At 62.2% G+C, this 20,860-nt stretch carries 22 protein-coding genes and 1 tRNA gene; 11 read left to right on the top strand and 12 right to left on the bottom strand.

Annotated elements, in window-relative coordinates; all coding sequences use genetic code 11:
* Nucleotides 1-568: 568 nt before the first annotated feature.
* Complete coding sequence (locus tag B5477_RS14680) at nt 569-838, top strand: hypothetical protein (RefSeq protein WP_079700379.1); 270 nt, start codon at nt 569-571, stop codon at nt 836-838.
* A gap of 4 nt (nt 839-842) precedes the next feature.
* Here B5477_RS14680 and ytaF read toward each other — a convergent pair whose 3' ends face one another.
* The 3 genes from ytaF to B5477_RS14665 all read right to left on the bottom strand — a co-directional run bounded on the left by ytaF (nt 843) and on the right by B5477_RS14665 (nt 2,650).
* Nucleotides 843-1,478, bottom strand: coding sequence for a sporulation membrane protein YtaF (gene ytaF / locus B5477_RS14675; RefSeq protein ID WP_079700378.1), 636 nt, complete (start codon nt 1,476-1,478; stop codon nt 843-845).
* A 69-nt stretch (nt 1,479-1,547) separates the two neighbouring features.
* Nucleotides 1,548-2,111, bottom strand: coding sequence for a chromate transporter (locus B5477_RS14670; RefSeq protein ID WP_079700377.1), 564 nt, complete (start codon nt 2,109-2,111; stop codon nt 1,548-1,550).
* Nucleotides 2,111-2,650 (bottom strand): chromate transporter, encoded by a 540-nt coding sequence (locus B5477_RS14665; RefSeq protein ID WP_079700376.1) that lies wholly within the window; start codon nt 2,648-2,650, stop codon nt 2,111-2,113. The genes B5477_RS14670 and B5477_RS14665 overlap by 1 nt, the downstream gene beginning before the upstream one ends.
* Before the next feature lie 116 nt (nt 2,651-2,766).
* Here B5477_RS14665 and B5477_RS15245 point away from each other — a divergent pair, with 116 nt between their 5' ends.
* Nucleotides 2,767-2,922 carry a hypothetical protein gene (locus B5477_RS15245; RefSeq protein ID WP_165873058.1) on the top strand — a complete coding sequence of 52 codons (156 nt, stop codon included), beginning with the start codon at nt 2,767-2,769 and terminating at the stop codon, nt 2,920-2,922.
* Between the two features lie 98 nt (nt 2,923-3,020).
* Here B5477_RS15245 and B5477_RS14660 read toward each other — a convergent pair whose 3' ends face one another.
* From B5477_RS14660 to B5477_RS14645, 4 genes are all read right to left on the bottom strand, one after another.
* Nucleotides 3,021-3,740: a GntR family transcriptional regulator gene (locus tag B5477_RS14660; protein WP_079700375.1), complete on the bottom strand. Its 720-nt coding sequence runs from the start codon at nt 3,738-3,740 to the stop codon at nt 3,021-3,023.
* Nucleotides 3,741-3,833: 93 nt separating this feature from the next.
* Complete coding sequence (locus B5477_RS14655; protein WP_079700374.1) at nt 3,834-4,664, bottom strand: CPBP family intramembrane glutamic endopeptidase; 831 nt, start codon at nt 4,662-4,664, stop codon at nt 3,834-3,836.
* Nucleotides 4,665-4,685: 21 nt separating this feature from the next.
* Nucleotides 4,686-5,627, bottom strand: coding sequence for a peptide-methionine (R)-S-oxide reductase MsrB (gene msrB / locus B5477_RS14650; protein WP_079700373.1), 942 nt, complete (start codon nt 5,625-5,627; stop codon nt 4,686-4,688).
* A gap of 106 nt (nt 5,628-5,733) precedes the next feature.
* Nucleotides 5,734-6,624: a DUF5780 domain-containing protein gene (locus B5477_RS14645; protein WP_079700372.1), complete on the bottom strand. Its 891-nt coding sequence runs from the start codon at nt 6,622-6,624 to the stop codon at nt 5,734-5,736.
* A gap of 111 nt (nt 6,625-6,735) precedes the next feature.
* On the opposite strand from B5477_RS14645, the gene B5477_RS14640 reads away from it, so the two are divergent.
* The 3 genes from B5477_RS14640 (at nt 6,736) to B5477_RS14630 (ending at nt 9,577) form a co-directional block, all read left to right on the top strand.
* On the top strand, nt 6,736-7,356 hold the full coding sequence (locus B5477_RS14640; RefSeq protein WP_079700371.1) for a flavodoxin family protein: 621 nt from the start codon (nt 6,736-6,738) through the stop codon (nt 7,354-7,356).
* A gap of 251 nt (nt 7,357-7,607) precedes the next feature.
* On the top strand, nt 7,608-8,858 hold the full coding sequence (locus tag B5477_RS14635) for an MATE family efflux transporter (RefSeq protein ID WP_079700515.1): 1,251 nt from the start codon (nt 7,608-7,610) through the stop codon (nt 8,856-8,858).
* Nucleotides 8,859-8,872: 14 nt separating this feature from the next.
* Nucleotides 8,873-9,577, top strand: coding sequence for a radical SAM protein (locus B5477_RS14630; protein WP_079700370.1), 705 nt, complete (start codon nt 8,873-8,875; stop codon nt 9,575-9,577).
* A 49-nt stretch (nt 9,578-9,626) separates the two neighbouring features.
* On the opposite strand, the gene B5477_RS14625 is transcribed toward B5477_RS14630, so the two are convergent.
* The gene (locus B5477_RS14625) at nt 9,627-10,655 is read right to left on the bottom strand and encodes a LacI family DNA-binding transcriptional regulator (RefSeq protein ID WP_079700369.1); all 1,029 of its coding nucleotides are present in this window, start codon (nt 10,653-10,655) and stop codon (nt 9,627-9,629) included.
* 340 nt (nt 10,656-10,995) lie between these two features.
* On the opposite strand from B5477_RS14625, the gene xylA reads away from it, so the two are divergent.
* From xylA to xylB, 6 genes are all read left to right on the top strand, one after another.
* Complete coding sequence (gene xylA, locus B5477_RS14620; protein ID WP_079700368.1) at nt 10,996-12,315, top strand: xylose isomerase; 1,320 nt, start codon at nt 10,996-10,998, stop codon at nt 12,313-12,315.
* 100 nt (nt 12,316-12,415) lie between these two features.
* Nucleotides 12,416-13,711, top strand: a complete 1,296-nt coding sequence (locus B5477_RS14615; RefSeq protein ID WP_079700367.1) for a sugar ABC transporter substrate-binding protein — start codon at nt 12,416-12,418, stop codon at nt 13,709-13,711.
* Nucleotides 13,712-13,803: 92 nt separating this feature from the next.
* Complete coding sequence (locus B5477_RS14610) at nt 13,804-14,724, top strand: carbohydrate ABC transporter permease (RefSeq protein ID WP_079700366.1); 921 nt, start codon at nt 13,804-13,806, stop codon at nt 14,722-14,724.
* Nucleotides 14,721-15,563: a carbohydrate ABC transporter permease gene (locus B5477_RS14605; protein ID WP_079700365.1), complete on the top strand. Its 843-nt coding sequence runs from the start codon at nt 14,721-14,723 to the stop codon at nt 15,561-15,563. Before B5477_RS14610 ends, B5477_RS14605 begins: the two co-directional genes overlap by 4 nt.
* A gap of 22 nt (nt 15,564-15,585) precedes the next feature.
* Nucleotides 15,586-17,598, top strand: coding sequence for a glycoside hydrolase family 31 protein (locus tag B5477_RS14600; RefSeq protein WP_079700364.1), 2,013 nt, complete (start codon nt 15,586-15,588; stop codon nt 17,596-17,598).
* Between the two features lie 16 nt (nt 17,599-17,614).
* Nucleotides 17,615-19,153, top strand: a complete 1,539-nt coding sequence (xylB, locus tag B5477_RS14595) for a xylulokinase (protein WP_341456003.1) — start codon at nt 17,615-17,617, stop codon at nt 19,151-19,153.
* Between the two features lie 71 nt (nt 19,154-19,224).
* Here xylB and B5477_RS14590 read toward each other — a convergent pair whose 3' ends face one another.
* The 4 genes from B5477_RS14590 to ruvX form a co-directional block, all read right to left on the bottom strand.
* Complete coding sequence (locus tag B5477_RS14590) at nt 19,225-19,596, bottom strand: YkvA family protein (RefSeq protein WP_079700363.1); 372 nt, start codon at nt 19,594-19,596, stop codon at nt 19,225-19,227.
* Between the two features lie 112 nt (nt 19,597-19,708).
* A tRNA-Arg gene (locus B5477_RS14585) sits at nt 19,709-19,785 on the bottom strand.
* Between the two features lie 62 nt (nt 19,786-19,847).
* A complete protein-coding gene (locus B5477_RS14580) occupies nt 19,848-20,402 on the bottom strand; it encodes a hypothetical protein (protein WP_079700362.1) in 555 nt (184 codons plus the stop codon).
* 21 nt (nt 20,403-20,423) lie between these two features.
* Nucleotides 20,424-20,852, bottom strand: coding sequence for a Holliday junction resolvase RuvX (ruvX, locus tag B5477_RS14575; RefSeq protein ID WP_079700361.1), 429 nt, complete (start codon nt 20,850-20,852; stop codon nt 20,424-20,426).
* Nucleotides 20,853-20,860: the final 8 nt, after the last annotated feature.

Below are 20,860 nucleotides of genomic sequence, written 5' to 3'. Positions count from 1 at the left end.
AACCTCATCCCCATTATGCGGGCGGCAGCGGGGCGCTGCGGCCGATTCGCGAATGAACTTGTGGTAGGTGCGGCAATGCTCAGCCCGCGTCCTGAATTTGGGGAAAGGGCTAAACAAAAAACGCAGTGGACTATCCACTGCGTTTTTCCGTAATGCGTAAAACTGGGGTTCCAAGGGGGCGACGCCTCCTTGGTGGGTGTCCAGCGGGCAAAGCCTGCTGGCCGCTCCCCGCAGGGAGCGGAACACTTTAGCGCCAGCGAAGCGCGGGGAGGGGAGGCAAACCTTCCAGTGGAAGGTTTGACGGGGAACCCCCAAGAGGGGGTGCCCCCAAAGCGGCGAGCCGCCGCCCCCGATTCGCGAAAGAGCTAGTGCGCGTACGGCAATGCTCAGCCCGCGTCCTCCAAGACGTTCAGGCGCGGTAAGGGGTGAACCCCCAAAAGGGATTACACCAAATTTCTAATATGTTTTAGCACAATTTGAGCTAAATAAAACAAATCTCAAATTTTAATAGTATAATACGTGTAATAACACCCGTGGTTCAGTATAACACGATCCAGGAGGCCAATCCATGCGCGAGAAAAGAAGCACCGTCTCTGTGTACATCCGCTCATCACTGATGGAAGGGGTGCGGGAAATCGCTTACCGGGAGGACGAGTCGCTCAGCGGCGTTTTCGACTATTTTCTGGGGCAGGTGCTCCAGGCGCTCGAAATGGGAAGGGCGGAAATCGTTTTGGGCGAACGGGAGAACCGCACCCGGCTTACCCTGCAAAAGCAGGTGCTTACAAGAAAAAAACGCCCCGGCCCGGGTGACCCCGAAGCCGGAACGCCAATTCCATGAACCTTTACAGCAGCCGCATGAACGCAAGGCCCAGCAGTACCAGGCCGCTCACCCAGGAGAGGTTTAATTCCTCGTGCCGCGCGGCGATGTGCCGCCCGAGATAGCTTCCTCCCGAGACCATCAGCGCGCCGATGAAAAAAGAAAGCAGGATCACCGGCAGGTAGTGCAGCCCCATGATCCCCGCGCCGAAACCCGCGGCCAGCCCATCGATCGACAGGGCCAGCGAGAGCGGGGCCGCCTCCAGGGGCGCGAGCACCTTGGAATGGTCGCAGTCCGCCTCGGTGCTGTCCGCGTAGATGCGCAGGATGAAATCGAAGCTGAGGAATTTGAACTTGATCTGCGCGCGGCCGCTCTGGCTCTTGCGGATCAAATTCTTGATCCCGCTGTCCAACAGCCGGAAAAGTCCCAGCAGCGCCAGAATGGCGAAGCTGATCCCGGAAGAGAGTGCGTGCGGGATATAGGGGCGCAGCGCCGCCCCGAAGAAGAGAGAAACCGCCAGCACCAGCGAGCACATCCCGCTGATGACCGCGACCGAGAGGGGCGGTATCCTGATGCGCTCGGCGCCGAAGGCAAAGCTCGCCGCGAAGGAATCGAGGCAGAGCGCCGAGACCAGGAAAACCGCCTGAAGGGACAAAAGCATACCGTATGCACCGCCAAACTTTTCGTTTAAACCATCTTATGGCGATGCAGAGGTTTTGGTTCGGAACCGCTAGAAGCGGAACACGATCCCCACGACGGCGGCCCCGGCAATATAAAATATGGGATGCTTATTGAATTTCTTGACCAGATAGAAGAGCAGCGCAAAGAGGATGATCGCCTTGAAATTGAAGAGGTCGAGGATGTTCCCGCCAGCGCCAAACAGGTCGGCGTTAAAGAGCGCAATGCGGAAAATCTCCCATCCGGCCACGGTGATCAGCCCCGCCACCGCCGGGCGCAGGCCGTAGAAGGCGGCGTCGACCAGCTTGCTGTCCCGGAACTTCTCCAAAAACCGGGAGATCAGGATGATGATGATATAGCTGGGCAGCACCAGCGAGAGGGTCGCCAGCACCCCGCCGAGCACCCCGGCGGCATTGAAGCCCGCATAGGTGGCCATGTTGATCCCGATCGGGCCGGGGGTGGACTCGGCCACCGCGATCATGTCGGGGATCAGCTCGATGGGCAGCCAGTCGTACCGCTCGGCAATCTGGTAGAGGAAGGGCAGGGTGGCGAGCCCCCCGCCGACCGAAAAGAGTCCGGTCTTGAAAAACTCGAGAAACAGATAGAGATAAACCATTACGCACGCCCCCTTACCTTACGGATCACAACGCCCGCCACGGCGGCGAGCACCACGATGAGCACCGGCGACGCGGAGAGCAGGATCCCGCCCGCCACCACCAGCAGGAAGATCACGAGCCCCGCCTTGTCCTTGATGGCGTTTTTCCCGAGCTTGATGACCGCGGTCAGGATCAGCACGCAGACCGCGACCCGGATCCCGGCGAAGGCATGCTGCACCGCCTCGATATGGGCAAAATTTTGGATGAAGGCGGCAATCACCGTGATGATCACCAGGGAGGGGAAGACCATCCCCAGCGTCGAGAAGGCCGCGCCGATCAGCCCGCGCCGCTTATAGCCGATGAAGGTGGCGGTGTTTACCGCGATGATCCCCGGCGTGCACTGGCCGATGGCATAGTAGTCCATCAGCTCGTCCTCGGTGGCCCAGTGGTATTTGTCCACCACCTCTTTTTGCAGCATCGGCAGCATGGCGTAGCCGCCGCCGAAGGTCAGCGCGCCGATCCTCGCAAAGGCCAAAAACAGGTCGAACAACTCTTTCATACACATCGCTTCCTTGTTAATTATTTCACTTATTGCGTCAAAAAATTTTATCTGTAATTATTTCCCATCGGTAAACCCGGCAAAAGCGGCGAACACTAACCTTGGAGGTGAAAGTCATGCCGATCAATTTTTCCCAGAACCCCCAGCTCAAGCAGGAGTTCGACGCGCTGCCCGCTTACATCCAGGAGAGCATCAAGCAGTCCGGCGTGGACATCTGCACCGTTGAGGAGCTTCGCTGCTGCGCCGAGAATATGATGAGCGCCGAGCAGTAAGCCCCGGGAATAAAAAGCCCTCGCCGACCGGTGAGGGCTTTTTATTGCCATGCAAGGAAAACAGATCATCCCAGCCCCAAAATCAGCTTTGCCCCTTTTTACTTATTGAGCATGATTTCATATTTCACCCGGTCGCCGCGCACCGTGCTGCTGCAATACTCCACCACCGCGCCCGCACAATAGGCCACCCGGTCGATATGCAGCACCGGCGCGCCGGGGGCCACCTCGAGGTATCTGGCCGCCTTCTTCTCGGCGATGACGGCCTCGAAGGACTCGCGCGCGCTGTCCACCGTGAGCTGGCCGCCCAGCTTGAGGGAATTATAAAGCCCTTTTTGCTCGATGTCCCTGGCCGTCAGCGCGGGGCAGACGGCGCAGGGGACATAGGAAATCTCATAGGCGAAGGGCACGCCGTCCAGCGAGCGCACCCGCTCGATGCGGAACACCTCGGTGTCCGTTTCGACCTCCAGCCGTTCGGCCACCCGCTGCGGGCAGCTTTGGCGCCGCAGGCCGAGCACCCGGCTTTTGGGCTTGCCGCCCGTCGGGGTTCCGTCCGAAAAGCTGTAAAACGCGGGGAGGCGCTGCTGGATCGGCGGCTTTGTCACAAAGGTCCCCCGGCCCTGCTTGCGGTAGAGATAGCCCTCGCTTTTGAGCTTATCCAGCGCCAGGCGCACCGTGATCCGGCTGACCGCATGGCTGCGGCAGAGCTCCATCTCAGGCGGGAGCTTATGATCCACGCCCCAGCTCCCGTCGAGAATATGGCCCAGAAACTCCTGATAGAGCTGCATATACAGCGGGGTCCCGCCCCTTTCGTCCAGCATTTTTCCACCCGCCCCTCGCGTTCATTATTCTTCCCTATCATACACAAAAAGCGGGGAGATGGCAAGAAGAATCCATCAAACTATGTCATAACATTATAATCTTTTCGCGGTTTTTTGTCCGATCCAGGCAGAGCCGGCGACGGCGGCCGCGCCGCAGGCAACGGCCAGCGCGATTGAGAACTCATCCGTAAAATTCGAGGCCAGGATCGAAAGCAGGTTGGCGGCGGCGTGGAAGAGCACGCAGGTCCAGAAACGCCCCGTGCGCTCGTAAACCCAAGCGATCAGCAGCCCGAGCAGGAAGGCGTAAATCCCCTGCGTCAGGTTGCCGTGGAAGGCCCCGAAAATCAGCGCGCTGATCAGCGCCGCCGGCCAGAAGCCCATTTTCCGGCGCAGGCGGGAGAAGGCCAGCCCGCGGAAAACCAGCTCCTCCACCAGCGGGATGACCATCCCCGGGCCCAGCAGCTGGATTAGCAGGCCCTCCCCATAGAGGATCTCGCCCGCCTCCTGGAACGAGGGCATCTCGAGGAAGCCCAGCCGGTCCATCAGGAAATTGAGCGAATAGGCGAATCCGCCGCCGGCGGCGAGCAGCGCCGCCGCCAGCGGGGCAAGCGGCAGTGCCATCGGCGCGCCCCTTTGCTCCCGGCGCCGGTCCCGGCGCAAAAAGAACAGCAGAAGCGGCAGGGCGAGCAGCGCCGCCAGGGAGGTAACCAGCAGCAGGTTGGAGCTTACCGTGCCATAGGCCCGCGCGAGGGCATTTTCGCGCTCCCCCGAAAAAAATCCGTAACGGATCGCACAGGCATAGAGCCCGCCATAGAGGGCCAGATAACCCGCCAGCATGTAAACCAGCAGCGGATAGGCCGTGCGCCAGCAAAGGAGCAGCAGGCGCGCCGGCCTGCTGCTCAAAATGGTTTTTAGCCGGCCCATCGCCCGGCCTCCTTTCCGATGTCAGAGCAGGGTGAGATATTCGCCGTACCCCTCGCGCTCCATCTCCTCCTTGGGGATGAAGCGCAAAGCGGCGCTGTTGATGCAGTAGCGCAGGCCGCCGAGAGGCGCCGGCCCGTCGGTGAACACATGCCCGAGATGGGCGTCCCCGGTCTTGGAGCGCACCTCGACGCGCTCCATGCCGAAGCTTTGGTCCCGCCGCTCGGCGAGCAGCGCCTTCCCGATCGGGCGGGCAAAGCTCGGCCAGCCGCAGCCCGACTCGAACTTGTCCGCCGAGCAGAAGAGCGGTTCCCCGGTGGTGACGTCGACGTAGATCCCGGGCTCGAAGTGGTCGAAATACTCGTTTTGAAAGGGCGGCTCGGTCGCCCCCTCCTGGGTCACCCGGTATTGCAGGGGGCTCAGCCGGCGGCGCAGCTCCTCCGGCGGCCGCCTGCTCCAGCGCGCCTCGCGCGCCGCCTTCGCGCGCGCAAAGGCGGCCGGGGGGATGTGGCAGTAGCCGCCCGGATTCTTCTTAAGATACTGCTGATGGTACTCCTCGGCCGGGGCATATTGGGTGAGCGGGGCCAGCTCCACCGCGAGGGGCTGCTCGTATTCCTTTTGCAGCTCGTGCAGCGAGCGCCGGATCACCGCCTCGTCCTGCCGGTCGGTGTAGTAGACGCCCGGCCGGTACTGCTTCCCCCGGTCGGGGCCCTGCCGATCGGCACTGGTCGGGTCGATGACCGAATAGAACATCCCCAGCAAGAAGGGCAGCGAAACGCTCTGTGGGTCGTAGACCACCCTGACCGTTTCGGCGTGCCCCGAGCCGGAGCAGACCTCCTCATAGCTGGGAGCGGCGCTGCCGCCATTGGCGTAGCCCGCCTCGGTGGAAAGCACCCCCGCGATACAGGAGAAGAACTCCTGCACGCCCCAAAAGCAGCCCCCTGCGAAATAAATTTCCTTTTCCATCCCGCGCCCTCCTTGCTGCCGCACGCATATTTACTAGTAGTATGCACGGATTTTATAGAAAATCCGCCTGCCTGGGCGGGATTGGCCGGGGCGCCCGCCTGCCCCGTCAACCGATCGCTTCGATGTGCGGGTAGTAGCTTTGCAGCGCCTGCACCTCGGCCCGCTTGCCCCGCCAAGCGGTGAGCCAGCTCTGATAGTCCGGGTTCTTCCACGCGCTGCCATCCTCGAAGGTGATGGTTTTATAGCAGTAGAGGGCGTACGCGACCTTCTTCGCTTCGGGGTCGTCGCCCCGGATGTCCAGCGTCCAGCCGCCGGGCTCGTTGTCGGTTTCGCCGGGGGCCGGGCCGCTGCCGCCCCAGTCGTAGAGATAGTCGTAGCTTGGCTCGTAGTCGGAGTCCAGGCTGAACCAGTCAAGGCTGAGCGGCGCGCCGTTTTGATCGAAGGCCAGCATCCCGCACTCGTAGGCGGCGATCCGCTTCCCGGTATTGTTGGTGGCCACCTCGTGGAGATAGGAGTAGCCCCCCTCGCCCGCCGCGGGATGGTAGACCTGCACCCCCTGCAGCACCAGCGACGGGGCGCTTGGCGCGGGGTCCGCCGGCGGCGCCTGCTGCGGGAAGGTCAGCTTGCCTGTGAGGTTCTTCGCCGACGAGGGGGAGCAGTTGCGCAGGGCGACGGTGTAGTCCCCCGCCTCCTCGATCACGAAGGCCCCGGCGCTCGGGCCGTCTTTCAAAATGGGGTACTCGAGCTGCTCCCCGTCCCGGGTGCTGCAGACCGCCCAGAGCGAAGCGCCGCCCTCCCAGCTGAGTGCGGGCAGGCAGATCGCCCCCGCGGGGAGATGCCGCGCGCCGAGTGAAACCTTCCCGCCGGGGGCGAGCTGGCCGAGCCCGATCGTGATTTCTTTTTCTCCCGCGGGAGAAGCGAAGACGGCAGCGCCGGCCAGCACGGCGGCAGCCAGGGCCGCCAGCAACGAGAGCATCCTGCATCCGGTCTTTTTCATAGATACTTCCTTTCCGCTCATGCTTGAAAAATTTCCAATTTGTACTACAATTGTACTGGACGGTATTGCGCTTGTCAATCAGCGCACCCGCATAAAAAGGAGGAAGCCCACATGAAGGTACTTCTCGTCAACGGCAGTCCGAACGAGCAGGGCTGCACCTACACCGCGCTGAGCGAGGTGGCCGGCACCCTGCATAAGCACGGTATTGAAACCGAGCCTTTGTATCTCGGCAAAAAGCCGGTCGCGGGCTGTATCGCCTGCGGCAAGTGCTATGAAAGCGGGCGGTGCGTCTTCGACGACCCGGTCAATGAGACGCTCTCCCGGCTGGACGGGTTCGACGCGCTGGTAATCGGCTCCCCGGTCTACTACGCGGGGCCGAGCGGGCAGGTCACCGCCTTTCTCGACCGGCTCTTCTACGCCGGCGGCTCCCGCATGGCCGGGAAGCTGGGCGCCTGCGTCGTCTCCTGCCGCCGGGGCGGGGCCAGCGCCGCCTTTGAGAGGCTCAACAAGTATTTCGCCATCAGCAATATGCCCATCGTCCCCTCCCAGTACTGGAACCAGGTGCACGGCAACTCCCCCGAGGAGGTGCGCCGCGACGCGGAGGGGCTGCAGACCATGCGCACGCTGGGCGAAAACATGGCCTGGCTGCTGCAATGCCTCGAGGCGGGCCGCAGGGCGGGCGTGCAGCCCCCGCAGTACGAGGAGCACCTCTGGACCAACTTCATCGAATAGCCGCGTATATCCCCCGGCGCGCGAAAATTTCCCCACCCTCTTGCAATTTTCGCGCGGGCCGTGCTATAATAAACCGAAATCAAAACAGCGACTTCTTTGCCGCCGGGTAAAGGAGTTTTGGCGCCAGACTTTCTATCGTTAGGCCATTGAAGATAGAAAGCGCTGGCGCTTTTTATGTTGGGGAGGGGAGCGCAATCGAAAGGTCCGGCTTGCGGGAATTCGCCCGCTACTGCACGCAGAGCGTACTGGGGATGCTCGGGCTGTCCTGCTATATCCTGGCGGACACCTATTTCATCGCAAAGGGCCTGGGCGCGCAGGGGCTGGCCGCGCTGAACCTGGCGATCCCGGTCTACAGCCTGATCCACGGCTGCGGGCTGATGCTGGGCATGGGCGGCGGCACCAAGTACGCCATTAAAAAAGCCCAAGGGGATGAGCAGGGGGGCGGCCGGTGGTTCACCGACACCCTTTGCCCTGCGGCGGCGCTGGCCGTCCTTTTCCTGCTGGCGGGCCTGTTCTGCTCCCAAGGGATCACCGCGCTGCTCGGAGCCGACACCGAGGTTTTTTCCATGACCGAAACCTATTTGCGGGTGATCCTGCTCTTCGCCCCCGCCTTTCTCTGCAACGACATCCTGATCTGCTTCGTGCGCAACGACGGGGCCCCCCGCCTCTCGATGCTGGCCATGCTGGGCGGGAGCTTTTGCAACATCCTGCTCGACTATATTTTCATCTTCCCGCTGGGGATGGGGCTCTTCGGCGCGGTGCTGGCAACCGGCCTCGCACCGGTGGTCAGCATGCTGATCCTCTCCCTGCACTGGCTGCGGGGGAGGAGCGGCCTTCGCCCCGCGAAGGGGCCGCCCCGCCTTTCGGCGGTGTGCGCCATCTTTTCGCTGGGGCTTCCCTCCCTCGTCACCGAGGTCTCCTCCGGGATCGTGATCATCGCCTTCAATTTCATCCTCCTGGAACTTTTGGGGAATGTCGGCGTGGCGGCCTATGGCGTGATCGCCAACCTGTCGCTCGTGGTGGTCGCCATCTTCACCGGGCTCGCGCAGGGGATGCAGCCGCTGGTGAGCCGCGCCTTCGGGCGGGGAGAGGAGGAGGCGGCGAGTCGGGTGCTGCGCTATGCGCTGAGCGCCATGCTGACGATTGCTCTCGCCGTCTATCTGTCGGTTTTCCTGTTCGCCGGCCCGATCGCGGGGGCCTTCAACAGCCAAGGCGACCCCGCGCTGCAGCGGATCGCGGTCTATGGGCTGAGCCTCTACTTCCTGGCCGCCCCCTTCGTGGGCTTCAACATCGTGGTCTCGATGTATTTTACCTCGGTCGGCCGGGCCCTTCCGGCCCACCTGGTCTCGGTTTTGCGGGGGCTCGTGCTGATCCTTCCGCTGGCCTTCCTGCTCACGGCTCTGATGGGGGTGAGCGGCGTGTGGCTGGCCCTCCCGGCGACGGAGGGGGCCGTATCCATCCTGAGCCTTGCCCTGCTTATAAAAATAAAAAAACCATATTAAGGGAGGACTTTCCTATGAACGAATTTTGCTGCAAGGACATCTATCTCAGGGAGGGCAGGCGGGTGCTGTCGGTCGACATCCTGCCGCAGAAGTGCTGCAACTTCGACTGCATCTTCTGCCCCCTCGGACGCTCGCGCCAAAAGACCGACGCCCCGCAGGCCTTCGGCGACATCAGCGGGGCGCTGGCGCAGCTTGGACGGCGCATCGACGAAACCGATCCCGACCTGGTCTTTTTAAACTCGAAGGGCGAGGCCCTGGTGCACGAAAACCTCGGGGAGGTCATCCGCTTCATCAAGGACAAGGGACGCCGCATCAAGCTGCAATCGAACGGCTACCTGCTCGGCAACCCACGGTGCAGGGAGCTCGCAAACCAATGTGACGAGGTGATCGGGGAGCTCAAAGTAATCACCGAGGAAGGATTCCAGAAGGTGCAACGCCCCGCCCCGGGCTACACCCTGGAAAAATACATCGCCAACATGGAATCCTTCCGCAAGCAGTACGGGGGAAGGTTCATCCTTGAAGTCACCATCCTCCAGGGTTACAATGACAGCGACGGGGCGGTGCGGCAGATGACGGAGGCCGTGCGCCGGCTCGCTCCCGACACGCTGAAGGTATCCCGCATGGAAGGGGAAAAGTTCCAGAAGAGGTTGGGGATCAGCGAGGAGCGCCTGCGGCAGATCACTGCCGCGCTGGAAAGCGCCCTCCCGTGCAGGGTATAAACGGAACAGGGGCCGCGCAAACCATAAGGTTTGCGCGGCCCCTGTTTATTCACAGGTTCTCGCGGATGCGGATTCCCAGCTCGGTATAGAGGTATTCCTTTTTCGGCAGGACTCCCATCGTGAGGTATTCGTAGAGCAGGCCGAGCGGCTTGCTGCCCTGCACGAAGGGCTGCTGGTCAATGGTGGCTGCGATCACGCCCTCCTTGATCAGGCGCACGGTGGTGGGGACTGTGTCGAAGCAGACCACCCGGATGGGCGGCGTGCGCCCGAGCGACTGGATCGCGCGCCCGGCCCCATAGACGCCCGCGGCGGTGATATAGATGGCGTCGATCTCGGGATGGGCCTCCAGCAGGTCCTTCGTCACCGTGTAGCTCTCGATGTCGTCGTCGTTGTTTTCCACAAGGCCGACGATCCGGATCCCCGGCTCGTGCGCGGCCATATGCTCGGTGAAGCCCCGGACCCGCTCGGTGTGCCCGAGGATGCTCCCCGAGCCGCTGACGATCCCGACGTTCGCGCGCCCGGCGGTGATCAGGCCCATCACCCCGGCGGCGGTGCGGCCGCCTTCATAGTAATTGCTGCCCACGTAGGCCAGGCGGTTCGAGTTTTCGATATCGGTATTGGAGGTCACCACCGGGATTCCGGCGGCGATCAGCTGGCGGATCTTCTTGGCCACCGACGGATGGTTGACCGGGGCGATGGCCACCCCGCTGATGCCCTCGTGCGCCAGCGTGTCCAGCAGCTCGACCTGGGCGGCCGGGTCCGCGAAGCGGGAATAGTAAAACTCGACCGACACCCCGTATTCACCGAGGTCCCGGGCCTTGCGCTCGGCACCGGCGACCACGTCGTTAAAAAACGGGTTGCTGGAAACATAATCCGGAAGGATGAACGCAATCTTGTAATTCTTCTTGCGCACCGCCAGGGATTTGGCGGCCTTGTTCGGCTTATAATTGATCGCGTCGGCGATCTGGCGGACCTTGCGCTCGGTCTGGGGATTGACGGCTCCGCGGTTGTTCAGCACCCGGTCCACCGTTCCCCGCGACACGCCCGCCAGGGTGGCGATCTCTTTGATTGTAGCCATTGCGGCAGCACCTCGATGTGGGGGGATAATACTTACCGCTATCATACAAGAGAAGCGGGGGCTTGTCAATATGTGGGCGGACACGTTCCCGCCTTTTATCTGGCATTTTATTGACAATACCGTGTTCGAGCACGCAAATATTGAGTTTGACTTATTTTGCCATATTTTTAGTTATAATAACCATAAAATAATACTATTATTAATAAAATAAGTCGAAATTATTATAAAATTGTTGACTTTCTGAAAGGGCCTCGATAGTATAAAAGTGCACGAGCAAATTATTCCAGAAATTGTCCGCAGGATCAAACGAGCCGGGCCCAACCAGAAGGAGGAGTGTGCAGTGGAAGAATTCTTTGAAAGTATTCCAGCAGTCAGATACGAAGGGCCAAAGAGCCAAAACCCCTTTGCCTTTAAGTTTTATAACCGGGACGAGGTCGTCGCCGGAAAGCCGATGAAGGAGCACCTGAAGTTCGCCATGGCCTGGTGGCACACCCTCTGCGCGGGCGGGACCGATATGTTCGGGTCGGAGACGATGGACAAAAACTTCGGCGCCGCGCCCGGCACGATGGAGCACGCCAGGGCGAAGGCCGACGCCGGCTTCGAGCTGATGGAGAAGCTGGGGATCGAGTACTTCTGCTTCCACGACCTCGACCTGGCGCCGGAGGGAGCGACCCTGCAGGAGACGCAGCGGCGGCTGGACGAGATCGGCGACTACATCCTGGGGAAGATGGAGCGCTACCCCGTCAAGTGCCTTTGGGGCACAGCCAACCTCTTCGGGCACCCGCGGTATATGAACGGGGCCGCAAGCTGTGATTCCCCGGAAATTTTCTGCTACACGGCGGCCCAGGTGAAAAGGACGCTCGACCTGACCGTGAAACTTGGGGGGAGCGCCTATGTCTTCTGGGGCGGCCGGGAGGGTTACGACACCCTGCTCAACACCGACATGAAGCTCGAACAGGACAACATCGCCCGGCTTTTCCACATGGCGGTGGACTATGGGAGGAGCATAGGCTTTCAGGGTGACTTCCTGATCGAGCCCAAGCCCAAGGAGCCGATGAAGCACCAGTACGACTTCGACGCCGCGACCGCCATCGGCTTTCTGCGGCAGTACGGGCTGGAGGGGGACTTTAAGCTCAACCTGGAGGCCAACCACGCCACCCTGGCGGGGCACACCTTCCAGCACGAGCTGCGCACCGCCGCGATCAACGGGATGCTCGGCAGCATCGACGCGAACGAGGGGGACATGCTCCTGGGCTGGGACACCGACGAGTTCCCCTGCGACGGGTATGCCGCCACCCTGTGCATGTATGAAATTTTAAAGTCCGGCGGGCTGCGGGGCGGCCTCAATTTCGACGCCAAGACCCGCCGCGCCAGCAACACGCCCGAGGACCTGTTCCACGGCTTCATCCTGGGGATGGACACCTTTGCGCTCGGGCTGCGCAAGGCGGCGGCCCTGATCGAGGACGGGCGGCTGGACGAATTTGTGCAAAAACGCTACGCCGGGTACACCGAGGGGATCGGGAAGAAGATCGTCAGCGGGCAGACCGACCTGCGGGAGCTGGCCGCGCTGGCCCAGGGTTTGGAGGGCTTTCGTCCCGCGCCGGGAGAGCGGGAGTACCTGGAAGGGATTCTCAACCAGGTGCTGTTTTCAGGAGAATAACAGGAAACTGATTTGATAGGGCAAACCGGAAAGGGGGGCGGAGCAAACACACCCGAGGAAAGACCGAAACGACAGTCAGGCAGACGAAAGGAGAATTATTTTGAAAAAGCTATTGGCCGTATTTTTAACGATGGGCATGCTGCTTTCCACGGCAGCCTGCTCCACCGGCAGCACACCCGCCGAATCGGGTTCGGCGCCCGCCGGGAGCGACGCCGCCCCCGCGAGCAGCGAGGAGCAAAGCAGCGCAGCGCCCGCGTCTTCGGGGGATACCCTGGCGCTCTGGCATTACTGGAACAGCGACCTGCAGCAGGGCCTGCTGCAGGACATGGTGGATGGCTACGAGCAGGAGAGCGGCGTCAAGATCGAGGTCTCGTATATCCCCTACGGCGAATATATGCAGAAGATCCTGGTCAGTGCCGCGGGCAATGTGCTGCCCGAGCTCTTCCTCTATGACGCGAACTCCACCGCGACGCTGGTGGAGGCGGGGGTGCTCGCAGACATCACAAGCCAGATCGAAAGCAGCGGAATCATGAAGAACACCCTCCCCTACGTCGTCGAGCAGCACACGGTGGGCGACAAGCTCTACGGCTTCCCCTGCTATGCCAACTGCGTGGCCTTCTTCTACCGCACCGACCTGATCGAGACCCCGCCCACCAACTGGACCGAGCTGTATGAGACCGCCAAGGCGGTGGCGACCGACGACATGTACGGCTTCGCCATGGCGGGCGAGGGCGAGGACGGCGTGTTCCAGTTCCTGCCCTTCCTCTGGTCGGCCGGAGCGGACCTGGACAACGTGGCGGCCCCGGGCGGCGTCGAGGCGCTCGACCTGCTTTCCAAAATGATCGACGAGGGGCTGATGTCCAAGGACACTGTGACCAACAGCCAGGAGGACGCGCGCGTCCTGTTCGAGACCGGGCGGGCGGCCATGATGCTCAACGGCCCCTGGAACGTGCCTCCCCTGCAGGAGAACGCCCCCGACATGAAGTGGGACATCACCATGATCCCGAAGGCCGACAACGGCGAATACACCTCGATCCTGGGCGGCGAGAGCTTCGGGATCGGCAACGGGTCGGATGTGGAAAGCATCTGGAAGTTCGTCGAGTATGTCCTGGAGCCGAGCCGCTACGGCCAGTTCCTCAAGGACATCGGCCAGCTGCCCGCCGACACCGAGCTTGCCAAGGACCCCTATTATCAGGACGACCCGATCAACAAGATTTTCATCGACCAGCTGGTGGTTGCAAGACCCCGCGCCTACGGCCCGCAGTACAACGAGATGTCCAAGGCCATCCAGGTCGCCATGGGGCTTGCGATGGGCGGACAGGAGACCGCCCAGCAGGCGATGGACGAGGCGGCCGCGACCATCACCCCCATGTACAACGCATTTTTCGGGTCCTAACAGACCCACTTTAGAGGACGGCAATAGGGCAAGGAGGGCTTCCTTGCCCTATTGCGTGGAAAGATGAACGAAGAGATGGAAGGTGGAGTGAAATGAAAGAGAAAAAGCCGGGGCGCATAGCACTGTTTTTTAAACGGGGGAAATGGGTGGACTACACCTTCCTGCTGCCGGCGGTTTTGTTCATCGCCGTATTGATGATTTATCCGATCTGGTATAGTATAGACATGGGCTTTCGGGATGTGACGCTCAAAAATTTCGTCTCGGGCGATCAGCCCTTCGTATTCCTCAAAAACTTTCAGGCCGTGCTGTCCGACCGCTTTTTTAAAAATGCACTGGGCAACACCTTTGTGTTCGTATTTGTCTGCCTGGTCTTCCACTTCTTGTTCGGCTTTGCTTTCGCCCTTTACTTCAACAAGAACTTTAAGGGCGCCAAGTGGATGCGGGCACTCTTGCTCATCGCCTGGATGAACCCCACCGTGATCACCGGTACGATCTTCGAGTGGATTTTGGCGGGAGACATCGGGATTCTCAACTATATGCTCACCAGCCTCGGGATCATCCCCCACGCGATCAACTTCCTCTCCAGCGCCCAGACGGCGCTCGGAAGTATTATCTTCGCCAACATCTGGGTGGGCATCCCCTTCAATATGATCATCCTGCTCTCGGGGCTGCAGGGGATTCCCGGCGAGCTGTATGAGTCGGCGGTCATCGACGGGGCGGGCGCCTGGCGGCGCTTTCGGGACATCACCTGGCCGATGATGCTGCCGACCATCTCGGTACTCTTCCTGCTCGGCTTCATCTACACCTTCAAGGTCTTCGACCTGATCTACGCCATGACCAAAGGGGGCCCGGCCAACTCCTCCCAGATCCTGTCCTATTATTCGTATGAGAAGTCCTTCACCATGTTCCGCTTCGGGGAGGGCGCGGCGGCCTCCAACATCTCCTTCCTGATCATCATCGCGCTGGCGCTGATCTATGTGCATATCTCCAAAAAGGAGGATGTGGCGGCATGACGACATACAAATTCGCACACCGGTACGGCAAGGCGCTGCAGAGCCTGCTGGGGCTGCTGATCGTGCTGGTCTACCTGTTCCCCATCTATTGGATGATCGTCTCGTCGCTCAAGACCTCGGGCGAGATTTTCTCCAACCCTCCCACCCTCTTCCCCAACGAGCTGTACCTGGGCAATTACCTCAGCCAGCTTCGCAACAGCAACCTGTACCTCTATTTAAAGAACAGCTTCATCATCTCGGTGTGCGCCATGATCGGCGGGGTCCTCCTGGCGGCGCCCGCCTCCTATGCGCTGGCCCGCAAGCCGATCCGGGGGATCGGGGTCATCATGTTCCTGGTCATCATCATCCAGATGGTGCCGAGCAACTCGCTGGTGCTGCCGCTCTACGCCATGTTCAGCAAGGCGCATATGACCGACAGTTATGTCGGGGTGATTTTGGCGAACATCACGGGTTCCCTGCCCTTTGTTTTGCTGCTGCTGAGAACGGCCTTCCTGAACGTTCCGAAGGGGCTGGAGGACGCCGCCGCGATCGACGGCTGCTCCAACTGGGGCACCTTCTTCAAGGTGATGCTGCCGCTGACGCTCCCCTCGCTTTTGACCTGCGCGGCCTTCGCCTTCATCTTCGCCTGGGGCGAGCTTCTCTATGCGCTGGTGCTGCTGCCCAACCAGACCTATTGGCCGATCACTCTGGGGATGCGCACCTTCATCAGCCAGTACGGCACCGACTGGGGCGGCCTGATGGCCACGGCGGCCATCACCTCCGCGCCGATCCTGCTCATCTTCATCTTCACCCAGAAACACATCGTCGGCGGGATCACCGCCGGTTCGGTCAAGGGTTAACATTACAGAAAGGGGACATTCGATGGCTATCCTAAAGAGAGAGGGAAACCGCCTGATCCGGGAATACGACGGGGAGAAGCTCTGGATCGAGCCCTGGGGCGGGAGCGCCCTGCGGGTGCGCTGCACGCGCTGCTATAAAATGGACGAATCCCAGGACTGGGCGCTGCTGCCCCGCGAGGGCGGGGAGGCGAAGATCACGATCGACGGCCAGGAGGCCGCCATCCAAAACGGCGGGATCACCGCCAAAATAGAAAAAAGCGGCAAGGTGCTCTTTTATAATCGTCAGGGCGGGCTGCTGCTGGAGGAATACCTGCGCACCGAGGAGGCCGTCGGGGGATTTAACAGCCTCTTAAAGGTGAAGGCGCGGGACCTGCGCCCGGTGATCGGCGGGGAATACTCCCTCACCATGCGCTTTGAGTCCAAGCGGGACGAGCGGCTCTACGGCATGGGCCAGTACCAGCAGAGCATCCTCAATCTGAAAGGGGCCACGCTGGAGCTCGCCCAGCGCAATTCCCAGGCGAGCGTGCCCTTCCTGCTGTCCGACTCGGGCTACGGCTTTCTGTGGAACAACCCGGCCATCGGGCGGGCGACCTTCGGCACCAACCTGACCGAATGGGAGGCGAAGAGCACCCAGCAGCTGGACTATTGGATCTGCGCGGGGGACGCCCCGGCCGAGATCGTCGAGCGCTACAGCGCCGCCACCGGCCGGCCACCCATGATGCCCGACTACGCCACTGGCTTCTGGCAGTGCAAGCTGCGCTACCAGACCCAGGAGGAGTTGCTGCAGGTGGCGCGGGAATATAAGCGCCGCGGCCTGCCGCTCTCGGTCATCGTAATCGACTACTTCCACTGGCCCAATCAGGGCACCTGGCAGTTCGACCGGGAATACTGGCCCGACCCGGAGGGGATGGTGCGCGAGCTGCGGGAGCTGGGAGTCGAGCTGATGGTCTCGGTCTGGCCGACGGTGGACTCCGAGAGCCCTAACTTTCCCCTCATGCTCGAGCGCGGGCTCCTGGCCCAGACCGACCGGGGAGTGCGCACCCAGATGCAGTTTTTGGGCAACGAGACCTTCTTCGACGCGACCAACCCCGAGGCGCGCGAGTTCGTCTGGAACGAATGCAAAAAGAACTACTATGACTACGGGATACGCTCCTTCTGGCTGGATGCGGCCGAACCGGAGTACTCCACCTATGACTTCGACCTCTACCGCTACAGCCTGGGCAGCAACCTCAAGGTGGGGAACATCTACCCCGCGCTGTACGCCAAGGCCTTTTACGATGGGCTGAGGCGCGAAGGCGAGGACCCCCTCATGCTCATACGCTGCGCCTGGGCCGGCTCCCAGCGCTACGGGACCCTGGTCTGGTCGGGGGACATCCACTCGAGCTTCGAGTCGATGCGGGACCAGTTCGCCGCGGGGCTAAGCATGTCCATCGCGGGAATCCCCTGGTGGACCACCGACATCGGCGGCTTCAACGGCGGGGACATCCACGACCCGTATTTCCATGAGGTGCTGGTGCGCTGGTTCCAATACGGCGCCTTCTGCCCGGTCATGCGCCTGCACGGCAGCCGCCTCCCCTGGAAGGAGCCGCTCAGCGACAAGGTGGGCGGGGGGATGTGCTCCTCGGGGGCCGAGAACGAAGTCTACAGCTTCGGCGGGCCGGTCTACGAAATCTGCAAGGACTATATGCAGCTGCGCGAACGCTTGCGTCCCTACGTCACCGGGCTGATGGCCGAGGCGCACAAAAAGGGCACCCCGCCCATGCGCCCGATGTTCTACGACTTCCCGCACCAGAAGGAGGCCTGGGAGACGGAGGACCAGTACATGTTCGGTCCCGACGTGCTGGTGGCCCCCGTAATGTACCACGGAATGCGGGAGCGGGGCGTCTGGCTCCCGGAAGGCCGGGAGTGGATCGATACCGCCACCGGCGAGCGCTTCGCGGGCGGTCAGCGGATCGTCTGTCAGGCGCCGATCGAGCGCATGCCGGTGTTCTGCTCAAACGAGGCGCTTTCAATTACAATTCGCGGCTCACACTGATGAAAGGAATGGTCGTATGAGCATGGACAAGCTGCTGTTGGGAATCGACGTGGGCACCTCGGGCACCAAGACGGTGCTCTGCGCAGGCGATGGGACGCTCCTCAGCTCCAAGACGGTGGATTATCCCCTGAGCCAGCCGCAAAACGGCTGGGCCGAGCAGGATCCCGAGGATTGGTGGCAGGCGGTTCTGAAGGGGATCCGCTGCGTACTGAAAAAGAGCGGAGAGGACCCCCGACGGATCGCCGCCGTCGGGCTGACCGGCCAGATGCACGGGCTCATCATGCTGGACCGCGACGGCGCGGTGCTGCGCCCGGCCATCCTCTGGTGCGACCAGCGCACCGAGCGCGAGTGCCGGCGCATGGAGGAGCTGGCGGGCCGGGAGAGGATCCTCGAAATCACCGGGAGCCCGGCCATGACCGGCTTCACCGCCTCCAAAATCCTTTGGGTCAAGGAGCACGAGCCCGCGCTCTACGCACGGTGCGCGCACATTCTGCTGCCCAAGGATTATATCCGCTACCGCCTGACGGGGGAGTTTGCCACCGACGTCAGCGACGCGTCGGGGATGCAGCTGCTGGACATCCGCACCCGCCGCTGGAGCAAAGAACTGCTCTCCATTTTCGACATCGACGCGTCGCTCCTGCCGGCCCTCTATGAGTCCGCGCAGGAGTCGGGCCGGGTCAGCCGTAAGGCCGCCGATGAGACCGGGCTTGTCCCGGGCGCGATTGTGGCGGGCGGGGCGGCGGACAACGCCGCCGCCGCCGTGAGCGCGGGGGTGGTCAAGGAGGGGAAAGCCTTTACCACCATTGGCTCCTCCGCCGTGATCTACGCCATCAGCGACCACGTCCGGGTGGACCCCAAGGGGCGGGTCCACGGGCTCTGCGCGGCGGCGCCGGGGAAATGGAGCGTCATGAGCTGCACCCAGGCGGCGGGGCTCTCCTTAAAGTGGCTGCGGGACACCTGCTGCGCGCCCGAAACCGAGCAGGCGCAGCGGGAGGGCGTGGACGTCTACACGCTCATGGACCGGCTGGCGGAGAAAATCCCGATCGGGGCGGGGAATCTTATTTACCTGCCCTATCTGATGGGGGAGCGCTCGCCCCATCCCGACCCGCACTGCCGGGGCGTGTTCTTCGGGCTAAGCGCCATGCACACGAGGGCCCACCTGATTCGGGCGGTGATGGAGGGGGTGGCCTTCTCCCAGCTCTCCTGCCTGGATGTGCTGCGGGAGCTAGAGCTCCCCGTCGGGGAGATGACCGTCTGCGGCGGCGGGGCGAAGAGCCTCCTGTGGCGGGGGATGCTCACCGACCTGTACGGCTGCCCCACCGACATTTCCCTCTCGGACCAGGGGGCCGCCTGGGGCGCGGCGCTCCTCGCCGCAGTGAGCGCCGGGCTGTACCAGTCGGTGGAGCAGGCGGTGGCGGCGACGGCCCGGCCCGGCCATTCCCTCTCGCCGGACCGGGCGCGGCACGCGCGCTATCTGCCCTATTACCAGCTCTACCTGAAGCTCTACGACCAGCTCGGCGGCAGCTTCAAAGCCCTGGCCGGGATCGAAGAATAAAAGGGAAGCCCGTGCGGGTGCTATGCACCCGCACGGGCTTTTTGTTTTCGGGGCGCACCCGGCCCAAACCGCTAAAACCAGATTGCCTTCACAATCAGCCATAGGAATAAAAACCATATGGCAAGGATGGGGACGGCAAAGTACCACTTCTTCGGTTTCCCGTTTTCCCACAGATGCTCCGCCCGCGCGCGGCTGCGCTCCCAGACCCGGCCGGGAATCAGCCGGACCGTCAGCGCCACCAATGCCGGCAGCAAAATGACGTCGTCCAGATAGCCCAGGATTGGGATGAAATCCGGGATCAGGTCGATGGGGGAGAGGGCGTATCCCACTGTGACGGCCGCCATGACCTTGGCGAGCACCGGCGTCTCCCGGTCCCGCAAGGCCAAAAACACGGCGGGTATATCCCTTTTCAGCTTTCCCGCCCGCTCTCTTAAATTGCCCATACCGCCCGCTCCATTCTTATCAGTTGAAATAGCGACGATTCCACAGTCTTAGGTGTGCAAACGCGCCCCCCACTTCTTGTGGGGGGCGCGTTTGGGAGCGGCGGCTTGCCGCTGGCGCGCCTAAGGGGATTCGAACCTCCGACCTACCGCTTAGGAGGCGGTCGCTCTATCCTGCTGAGCTATAGGCGCATAGGAGCGCTCCTAAAAGCGCTCAATTATTGTACAACAGTTTGCCGGCCCTGTCAACCGGACTAGTAGCCGACGATGGTCAGCTCTCCGAAGCCGGGCTTTGCCAGGAAGGAGCGCACCTGTCCCTCATCGCCCAGATCGAACGGGGAACAGGGGAAAAGGCAGCCGAAGTGGTCCCGCCCCGTCTTCCCCCCGTGCAGGGATTTAAAGACGTTGCCGCGCATCGTCATGCCCACCGCCGGCGTGCGGCCGAGCCGGTTGGAGAGCGGCGCCAGAGGCAGCGCGAGGTCCGCGCCCCAGTAGATCCCCTGCAAATCCTCCGAACCGATCTCCTGCGCCTTCGCGCCGAGGCCGCCCCCGCCCAGCTCCTCGAGCCGCCCGCCGGGGAAGCAGGAGAGCAGCACGCCCCCCTCGAGCGCGACGCTCAGGCGGCTTTGGGGGTCGGGGCCCACCTCAAAGGCCATCAGCCGCACGAAGAGGGCTTTTTCTCCCAGCGCGAACTGCGCCTGGGCGAAGGGGCGGAAGTCCCGCTTCTCGCCCGGATAGTCGAGCAACTTGGCGATGGGCAGCGCATCGAAATCGGGCGCGCTACCCACCCGGTTGATATAAACGGTCATGCCGTTGCCTCCCTTGTCAGTCTAATCCTGGTCCGGGTGGTTCTTGCGCCAGGCAAGATAGCTCTCCAGAATCAGGGTGGCGGCCACCTCGTCGATGACCTCCTTGCGCTTCCTGCCCCGGGTATCGGTCTCGTTGAGGATGTTATGCGCCGACACGGTGGTCGAGCGCTCATCCCACAGCACCACCGGGATTTCCACCCGCGCGCGCAGCGCCTCGGCGAAGCGCTCGCACTTCTCGGCGCGCTCGCCCACGGTGCCGTTCATGTTGACCGGGTAGCCCACCACGACCTTCTTCACATCGTATTCCTTGGTGGCGATCGCCACCTTATTTAGTATGCTCTCAAACACCCGGTCATGAATCACCCCGACCGGGGATGCCAAAAACTCGGTCCTATCGCACACCGCAAGCCCGGTACGCGCGTCCCCGAGGTCCACCGCCATGATTTTCATATCGTTCC

Origin of the sequence: Provencibacterium massiliense (assembly GCF_900169495.1) — a bacterium.
In the GTDB taxonomy this organism is placed as follows: Bacteria; Bacillota; Clostridia; order Oscillospirales; family Ruminococcaceae; genus Harryflintia; species Harryflintia acetispora.
The sequence above is the reverse complement of the archived record's forward strand: the minus strand, read 5'-3'. Positions and strand labels throughout refer to the sequence as shown.

What these genes read in the sequence shown, in the direction of transcription:
- B5477_RS14600 (WP_079700364.1), top strand. Translation starts at nt 15,586, where the DNA reads ATGGCTATCCTAAAGAGAGAGGGAAACCGCCTGATCCGGGAATACGAC.
- B5477_RS14660 (WP_079700375.1), bottom strand. Translation starts at nt 3,740, where the DNA reads ATGCTGGACGAAAGGGGCGGGACCCCGCTGTATATGCAGCTCTATCAG.
- ruvX (WP_079700361.1), bottom strand. Translation starts at nt 20,852, where the DNA reads ATGAAAATCATGGCGGTGGACCTCGGGGACGCGCGTACCGGGCTTGCG.
- msrB (WP_079700373.1), bottom strand. Translation starts at nt 5,627, where the DNA reads ATGGAAAAGGAAATTTATTTCGCAGGGGGCTGCTTTTGGGGCGTGCAG.
- B5477_RS14640 (WP_079700371.1), top strand. Translation starts at nt 6,736, where the DNA reads ATGAAGGTACTTCTCGTCAACGGCAGTCCGAACGAGCAGGGCTGCACC.
- B5477_RS14645 (WP_079700372.1), bottom strand. Translation starts at nt 6,624, where the DNA reads ATGAAAAAGACCGGATGCAGGATGCTCTCGTTGCTGGCGGCCCTGGCT.
- B5477_RS15245 (WP_165873058.1), top strand. Translation starts at nt 2,767, where the DNA reads ATGCCGATCAATTTTTCCCAGAACCCCCAGCTCAAGCAGGAGTTCGAC.
- B5477_RS14635 (WP_079700515.1), top strand. Translation starts at nt 7,608, where the DNA reads ATGCTCGGGCTGTCCTGCTATATCCTGGCGGACACCTATTTCATCGCA.
- ytaF (WP_079700378.1), bottom strand. Translation starts at nt 1,478, where the DNA reads ATGCTTTTGTCCCTTCAGGCGGTTTTCCTGGTCTCGGCGCTCTGCCTC.
- B5477_RS14590 (WP_079700363.1), bottom strand. Translation starts at nt 19,596, where the DNA reads ATGGGCAATTTAAGAGAGCGGGCGGGAAAGCTGAAAAGGGATATACCC.
- B5477_RS14625 (WP_079700369.1), bottom strand. Translation starts at nt 10,655, where the DNA reads ATGGCTACAATCAAAGAGATCGCCACCCTGGCGGGCGTGTCGCGGGGA.
- B5477_RS14580 (WP_079700362.1), bottom strand. Translation starts at nt 20,402, where the DNA reads ATGACCGTTTATATCAACCGGGTGGGTAGCGCGCCCGATTTCGATGCG.
- xylB (WP_341456003.1), top strand. Translation starts at nt 17,615, where the DNA reads ATGAGCATGGACAAGCTGCTGTTGGGAATCGACGTGGGCACCTCGGGC.
- B5477_RS14655 (WP_079700374.1), bottom strand. Translation starts at nt 4,664, where the DNA reads ATGGGCCGGCTAAAAACCATTTTGAGCAGCAGGCCGGCGCGCCTGCTG.
- B5477_RS14605 (WP_079700365.1), top strand. Translation starts at nt 14,721, where the DNA reads ATGACGACATACAAATTCGCACACCGGTACGGCAAGGCGCTGCAGAGC.
- B5477_RS14680 (WP_079700379.1), top strand. Translation starts at nt 569, where the DNA reads ATGCGCGAGAAAAGAAGCACCGTCTCTGTGTACATCCGCTCATCACTG.
- B5477_RS14665 (WP_079700376.1), bottom strand. Translation starts at nt 2,650, where the DNA reads ATGAAAGAGTTGTTCGACCTGTTTTTGGCCTTTGCGAGGATCGGCGCG.
- B5477_RS14670 (WP_079700377.1), bottom strand. Translation starts at nt 2,111, where the DNA reads ATGGTTTATCTCTATCTGTTTCTCGAGTTTTTCAAGACCGGACTCTTT.
- B5477_RS14630 (WP_079700370.1), top strand. Translation starts at nt 8,873, where the DNA reads ATGAACGAATTTTGCTGCAAGGACATCTATCTCAGGGAGGGCAGGCGG.
- B5477_RS14610 (WP_079700366.1), top strand. Translation starts at nt 13,804, where the DNA reads ATGAAAGAGAAAAAGCCGGGGCGCATAGCACTGTTTTTTAAACGGGGG.